The organism is Acetobacter sp. DsW_54 (assembly GCF_002153575.1).
Lineage (GTDB): Bacteria > Pseudomonadota > Alphaproteobacteria > Acetobacterales > Acetobacteraceae > Acetobacter > Acetobacter fabarum.
The window spans coordinates 1-1,176 of sequence record NZ_JOPD01000027.1 but is presented as its reverse complement, the minus strand read 5'-3'; the positions used below and the strand labels follow the sequence as shown (position 1 = coordinate 1,176).

General features: G+C 60.7%; 3 protein-coding genes. All 3 read left to right on the top strand.

Annotated features, from left to right (window positions below; all coding sequences use genetic code 11):
• On the top strand, positions 1-240 hold a 240-nt coding region (locus HK20_RS10295; RefSeq protein ID WP_198943918.1), incomplete at its 5' end, for a MotA/TolQ/ExbB proton channel family protein.
• A gap of 3 nt (positions 241-243) precedes the next feature.
• The gene (locus HK20_RS10290) at positions 244-669 is read left to right on the top strand and encodes a biopolymer transporter ExbD (RefSeq protein WP_086646980.1); all 426 of its coding nucleotides are present in this window, start codon (positions 244-246) and stop codon (positions 667-669) included.
• 70 nt (positions 670-739) lie between these two features.
• Entirely contained in the window at positions 740-1,171 is a 432-nt protein-coding gene (locus HK20_RS10285; protein ID WP_086646979.1) for a biopolymer transporter ExbD, read from the top strand.
• Positions 1,172-1,176: the final 5 nt, after the last annotated feature.

Sequence of the window (1,176 nt, the reverse complement as noted above, 5' to 3'; positions counted from 1 at the left end):
CCTGTGGGTGAATCCCTGATCATGACCGCCATTGGTCTGGCAACGGCTGTGCCTGCGGTGCTGGGTTACAACCTGCTGGTGCGCCGCAACAAGGGGGCCATGGACCAGGTGCGCGACTTTGCCGATGACCTGCAGTCCATCCTGATCGGTGGCGTGCGCCACGGTGCAGCCGCGGAGAGCGTGCGGGTCAACGCCGATAACTCCCCGACCACGGTCACAACCTCCAACCGGGTGGGCTGAACCATGGGAATGCAGGTTGGCAACGGAGGAGGGGACGACGAAGTCGTCTCCGCCATCAACACGACCCCTCTGGTGGATGTGATGCTGGTTCTGCTGATCATCTTCCTGATCACCATTCCGGTGGCCACCCATACGGTCAAGGTCAACCTGCCGCGCGACATGAACCAGCCCACCCAGACCAAGATGAGCAACGTGGTGCTGGCGGTTACGGCGGATGGCAAGGCCTTCTGGGACGAAACCCCGCTGAAGGACCAGGCTGACCTGCTGGAGCATCTGGAAAAGGTGGCGGTGGTCAAACCGCAGCCGCAGATCCAGATCCGTGGGGACATGAAGGCGCGGTATGAGACGGTCGGCAGGATGGTGGCGGCATGCCAGCAGGCTGGCATCTATCATATCGACTTCATTACCGAGAAGCCGAAGACCAACTGACAACGGCGGGCTGCGGCCCCCGTCCCCCGCGCGGCACGCGTGGGGGCAGGAGTGAAGAGAGTAACTGATCATGGGCATGAATGTCGGGTCGGATAGCACAACGGAAGACGAAGGCATTGTAGACATCAACACCACGCCATTGATTGACGTGATGCTGGTTCTGCTGATCATGCTGATCATCACCATCCCGTTGCAGACCCAATCTGTTGCGATTGATCTGCCGCAGGGCAACCCGCCGCCTTCGACGGAGGAGGTTCCGGTTGTGACCCTTGTGGTGGATTTTGATAATACGATTACCTGGAACGGGCAGCCGGTTAACAGCGAGGACGAACTGCAGGCCCACCTGCGCGAGATTGCCTCCGCCCAGCCCAAGCCCGAGTTCCACATCCAGCCCAACCGGCTGGCTGATTACAAGACTGTCGTCCATGTCATGGCCGACGCCCAGAGGCTCGGGGTCACCCAGATGGGCATCGTCGGGCAGGAACAGTTCGTCGATCAGTAAGGGAG

Coding starts and splice junctions, on each gene's coding strand:
- HK20_RS10290 (WP_086646980.1), top strand. CDS start 244: ATGGGAATGCAGGTTGGCAACGGAGGAGGGGACGACGAAGTCGTCTCC.
- HK20_RS10285 (WP_086646979.1), top strand. CDS start 740: ATGGGCATGAATGTCGGGTCGGATAGCACAACGGAAGACGAAGGCATT.